5 protein-coding genes are annotated in these 4,940 nt (G+C 43.9%); all 5 read left to right on the plus strand.

The window, feature by feature from the left end; all coding sequences use genetic code 11:
- Positions 1-269: 269 nt before the first annotated feature.
- The 5 genes from QUA44_RS30030 (at position 270) to QUA44_RS30050 (ending at position 4,693) form a co-directional block, all read left to right on the plus strand.
- The gene (locus QUA44_RS30030; protein ID WP_333257487.1) at positions 270-1,526 is read left to right on the plus strand and encodes an ABC transporter substrate-binding protein; all 1,257 of its coding nucleotides are present in this window, start codon (positions 270-272) and stop codon (positions 1,524-1,526) included.
- Positions 1,527-1,692: 166 nt separating this feature from the next.
- Complete coding sequence (locus QUA44_RS30035) at positions 1,693-2,643, plus strand: branched-chain amino acid ABC transporter permease (protein ID WP_333257484.1); 951 nt, start codon at positions 1,693-1,695, stop codon at positions 2,641-2,643.
- Positions 2,644-2,830: 187 nt separating this feature from the next.
- The gene (locus QUA44_RS30040) at positions 2,831-3,766 is read left to right on the plus strand and encodes a branched-chain amino acid ABC transporter permease (RefSeq protein WP_333257481.1); all 936 of its coding nucleotides are present in this window, start codon (positions 2,831-2,833) and stop codon (positions 3,764-3,766) included.
- 152 nt (positions 3,767-3,918) lie between these two features.
- Positions 3,919-4,287: a hypothetical protein gene (locus QUA44_RS30045; RefSeq protein WP_333257478.1), complete on the plus strand. Its 369-nt coding sequence runs from the start codon at positions 3,919-3,921 to the stop codon at positions 4,285-4,287.
- 250 nt (positions 4,288-4,537) lie between these two features.
- Complete coding sequence (locus tag QUA44_RS30050; protein ID WP_333257475.1) at positions 4,538-4,693, plus strand: hypothetical protein; 156 nt, start codon at positions 4,538-4,540, stop codon at positions 4,691-4,693.
- Positions 4,694-4,940: the final 247 nt, after the last annotated feature.

The raw sequence follows: 4,940 nt of genomic DNA on the forward strand, positions 1-4,940 counted from the left end.
CCGCCTTCTCTCTGGCGCTTTATTAATATACTTATTTCGCAAGGGGTTGTCAAGCTTTTTGGGAAACTATTTTTGAGCTTTTTTTTGAACCTCGCAGTGTCAAGGTTTTACCTGCTCAGGCTGGTTCGGAACTCCCCTTCCCCACTCTGCTTTTCCGGATATCACCTGTTTCGATCGGTATTAGTAAGGTTTTTTCAGGGGACTCTTCCGCCAATGGGTAGAATATCTGTACAGACAGATGTTCTATATATATATGTGTTCGATCGCCCATGAAAAACCCTACTACTCGTCCTAGTGCCTTATTCGTTACCTGCGCTTCACTGCTGATTGGTTGCAGTCAGACCAACACTCCCCAGACCTCCACAACAGTATCTACAGCTACTTCGCCATCTCCAGCAACTTCGCCACAGGGTGCGGGTGTGGCGAACTCAGCCGCTATTCCCGTTGGAGTTGGGGTGGCGCAAACCAGCAATGTCGCCTTACTTGGCCAGGAACAGGTGGCAGGCGCGAAAATTGCTGAAAAGTATTTCAATGATCGCGGCGGTGTGGATGGGACGCCAATTAGAGTGGTGTTACAAGATACGGGTGGAGATGAACAGGGGGCGATCAATGCTTTTAATACTTTGATCAATCAGGATAAGGTGGTGGGTATTGTGGGCCCTACTCTATCGCAACAGGCTTTTGGTGCAGATCCGATCGCCGATCGCGCCCAAGTACCCGTGCTCGCACCCTCCAACACAGCTAAAGGCATTCCCCAGATTGGCGATTATGTCGCCAGAGTCTCCGCGCCCGTCGCCGTGGTAGCACCTAACGCAGTTAAAGCCGCCCTCAAGCAAAATCCCAATATCAAGAAAGTAGCCGTGTTTTTTGCTCAGAATGATGCTTTTAGCAAATCTGAGACTGAAACTTTCCAGAAAACAGTTAAAGAGATGGGACTGGAATTGGCAACAGTTCAAAAATTCTTGACTACTGATACAGATTTCCAATCTCAAGCCACTAATGCGATCAATGTCAAGCCCGATTTGATAATTATTTCCGGGTTGGCGGCAGATGGAGGCAATTTAATTAAGCAGTTGCGGGAGTTGGGCTACAAAGGCGTTATTATTGGGGGCAACGGTCTGAATACTTCCAACGTATTTACCGTTTGCAAGGCTCTTTGCGATGGGGTTTTGATTGCCCAAGCATACAGCCCGGAATATCAGAATGAAGTTAATAAGGCTTTCCGCGAGGCTTATCGCGCCCAATTTAAGAAAGAACCGCCTCAGTTTAGCGCTCAAGCTTTTACTGGGGTACAAGTTTTTGTTGAGTCATTAAAGGCAATTAATGCTCAGTCTAAGGTGAAGGACAAGCCTTTGGCAGAATTGCGGACAAAGCTGAATCAGCAGTTGTTGATAGGCAAGTACGATACGCCTTTAGGAGAAATTTCTTTTACGCCGGAAGGTGAAATCAATCAGAAAGATTTTTATGTGGCACGGATTAAAATGGAGGCGGATGGAAATAATGGTAGGTTTGAGTTTTTGAAATGAAGGAAGTTCGGCAACGGATTTTGTAGCGGATTTAACGGATGTTAGGAAGTTCGGCCGCGGATTCTGTAACGGATGTAACGGATGTAATGGATGTTAAGAAGAAGGAGAATTGTTAGTTTGTCGATAGATGAATGATTTAATATTGATGCGTAATTCGTGACGGGCGATGGATTTAACTCTGTTTCTGCAACAATTTTTGAATGGTTTGTCGATCGGCAGCGTGTATGCTATTTTTGCACTGGGATACACGCTGGTGTTTTCTATTCTAGGAATTATTAATTTTGCTCACGGTGCAGTCTTTACTGTGGGTGCTTATTTCACCTATACGCTGATGGGGGGCGCTTTCGGTTTTAACGGGTTGTTAGCTAATGCGAGAATTCCCGTACAATTGCCTTTTGCTGTGGCGCTAATTTTGGGTAGTACGCTGGCTGGTTTGGTGGGAGTAATTGTGGAAAGAGTTGCTTTTTTGCCTTTACGTCGCAGAAACTCAGATCCTTTGCTGACGGTGGTTTCTAGTTTGGGGGCGGCTGTGGCGATCGCCAATATCATCCAGTATCTTGTCGGTGCAGAAATTTACACTTTTCCTACTAATACTTACGGCAATTTGCCTGCTGCTATTAACTTTGGTACGGCGGATAAACAGATTCCTATTCGCACTGTTCAAATAGTGATTTTTGCCGTAGCTATTGCGATTGTTAGTCTTCTAACTTACTTAATAAATTTCACTAAATTTGGCAAAGCAATGCAGGCGGTGGCTGAAGATGCTACTACTTCTAGTCTGTTGGGTATTGATACTGACAGATATATTGTTTTGACGTTTTTTGTGAGCAGTTTTCTGGCTGGTTTGGCGGGGAGTTTGGTGGGTTCTAGTGTTAGTATTGCTGGCCCGTATTTTGGGATTGCTTTTGGTTTGAAGGGTTTGGCGGTGATTGTGCTGGGTGGGTTGGGGAGTATTCCTGGGGCTGTTTTGGGTGGGTTTATAATTGGTTTGGTGGAGGCTTTTGTGCCTGGGGATTTTTCAGCTTATAAGGATGCTGTTGCTTTTGGCATATTGTTTATGATGCTATTGGTTAGACCGCAGGGTTTGTTTGGACGGCGTTTAATTCAGAAGGTGTAAGTTCGTTGCCCGGTTGATAATTCGGTGATTGAAATCAAATCGCTTAAGAGTCAAATTTTCGTCCCAGGAGAGGGGGAGTGAGAAATAGAAGCGTTTGAGTCAAAAGGTGTAAGAGGATTCGGATATTGAAATCGCTTATTGTCAAACTCTCGTCCCTGCAGAGGGGGACTAAGAAATAAAGAAACTTATGACTACATTTTTTACTACTTATGGGTTTTTGATTGTCTCGATGTTGCTGGGTGCAATGTTGGGAATGTCGCTGTATTTGCCTTTAATGACTGGACAGTTGTCTCTGGCTAGCCCTGGTTTTTATGCTTTGGGTGGGTATATTGCGGCGATTTTATCTACGACGGTTTTTCAACAGACAGGGGGTTTATTTCCGCTGCCGTTGTTGTTATTGGAGATGATAATTGCAGGGGCTGTTTCGGGATTGCTGGGTATTTTAGTGGGAATTCCGGCGCTGCGGTTAAGCGGGATTTATTTGGCGATCGCAACTATTGCTTTTGTGGAAATTTTGCGGGTTTTATCGCTAAATTTAGATATCACTGGGGGGGCTGTGGGCATTTTTGGGATTCCCCAACCGTTTGCGACGCCGATCGAGTATTTGTGGATTGTACTACCTTTACTGTTGCTAAGTATGGCGATTGTCTACCGGCTGGAACGGATTCGCGTGGGGCGGGCTTTTGCTGCGATCCGCGCTGATGAGTTGGCGGCTGATGCGATCGGCATTAACCCAACTTTTTATAAGGTTTTGGCTTTCACGTTAGGTGCTGTTTTAGCTGGGGTTGTGGGTGCAGTTAGCGCTCATTTTTTGAATACTTGGAACGCCCGTCAAGGTACTTTTGATGCTAGTATTATTTACTTGACTTCTGTGTTGATTGGTGGTAGCAGAAGTTTTCTGGGAGCAGTTTTGGGCGGGATGGTGTTTACTGCTTTACCGGAGGTTTTGAGGGGAATGGCTACTATTCAGGGATTGCCAGTTTGGTTGGCGCAATTTCTGCGGGATGGACGTTTAATTATTTTTGGGTTGCTGATTGTTTTGGGGACGATATTTTTTCCGCAAGGTTTGGTGACGCCGGAGTTGTTGAAGAAATTTAAAAAGGGCGATCGTACTTCTGTTTAAAATTTGATTTTTGGTTATGATGGCTACCAGTCACCTGTTTAATGTCTAGTCCAAAAGTGCGATCGCCCTGTCGGTGAAAAAAGATAAAGTGCGATCGCCAACCTGATGACTTAAAATAGAAGAAACATTTTGAGTTTGAAATTTTTAATGCTATGTCTTACAGCGATTTCACTTCCTTTGAGAAATTGATTCCTTTGGGAATTAGTCAGATTATAACTGTTGAGAAATTGGTTAATTTTGAGCCGATCGCTCCCAGCGCATTCTTGACTGAAGCCTTAAAGCGATTTGCACCGCTTGCTATTGCCATCAACACCGAAAAAGCTCGCTCTGAATATTTAATTGCTCCCATTTTAAGCGAAATTGTCACCTTTAACCCTCATGTTTCCTTATTTTCTGGTAAAAACTTTACGGCAGATTCCAGTTTGGGTTTGAATGGATTTGTTGATTTTTTACTCACTGCTAACTCTGACAAGCTGGCAATTAAGGCTCCTATTGTTACGGTAATTGAAGCAAAAAATTAAAATATTAATGAGGGTTTAGCTCAATGTATTGCTACTATGTATGCGGCTTTTTTAGTCAACCGACGCGACCCTAAAATTGGTGACAAAACGGTTTATGGATAGGTGACTACAGGTCAAGTTTGGCGGTTTTTGGCACTGACACCCAATCTGGAAGTTTTGATCGATCTCAAAGACCGCTATCTTACTCCGATAGATGAACTTCTTGGTCTATTTAATGCTCTTATAACAGCTTAAGGGCGATCTATTACTTTTGAATAAAACAGATTTACACCTAATAGTTTTTATAGCCGACGATCGCCTCCGGCACGCTCGCGATCGCATCCACACCACTTATCGATCGCCTATCAATAAAAAAGTAAGTGGCGATCGCACTCTATTAGCCTCTACTTTTCAATCGAGGAGTTAACAATATCTTAACTCAGCTTACTTGCTCAGAGGATTATGCTGTGCAAAGCGTACTCAGTATTAGTATCTCGCTAGTTAATGACCACTAATTACCAGACAGCTTAATTGTTTTCCCACCGCCACCGAGATTATTGCCATCTGGGCTTTGATACACCCCACCATTAACAAAAGGGTAGTGCTTTTATGTAAAGGATGGAGGATAATACCTCTATGTCCAGTCTTTTGAGGAGTCTCATCATGAAACCCTA

This window comes from Microcoleus sp. N9_A2 (genome assembly GCF_036701775.1).
In the GTDB taxonomy this organism is placed as follows: Bacteria; Cyanobacteriota; Cyanobacteriia; order Cyanobacteriales; family Microcoleaceae; genus Microcoleus.

Excerpts from the sequence above, each read along its gene's own strand:
- QUA44_RS30045 (WP_333257478.1), top strand. The coding sequence starts at position 3,919 with ATGTCTTACAGCGATTTCACTTCCTTTGAGAAATTGATTCCTTTGGGA.
- QUA44_RS30040 (WP_333257481.1), top strand. The coding sequence starts at position 2,831 with ATGACTACATTTTTTACTACTTATGGGTTTTTGATTGTCTCGATGTTG.
- QUA44_RS30030 (WP_333257487.1), top strand. The coding sequence starts at position 270 with ATGAAAAACCCTACTACTCGTCCTAGTGCCTTATTCGTTACCTGCGCT.
- QUA44_RS30035 (WP_333257484.1), top strand. The coding sequence starts at position 1,693 with ATGGATTTAACTCTGTTTCTGCAACAATTTTTGAATGGTTTGTCGATC.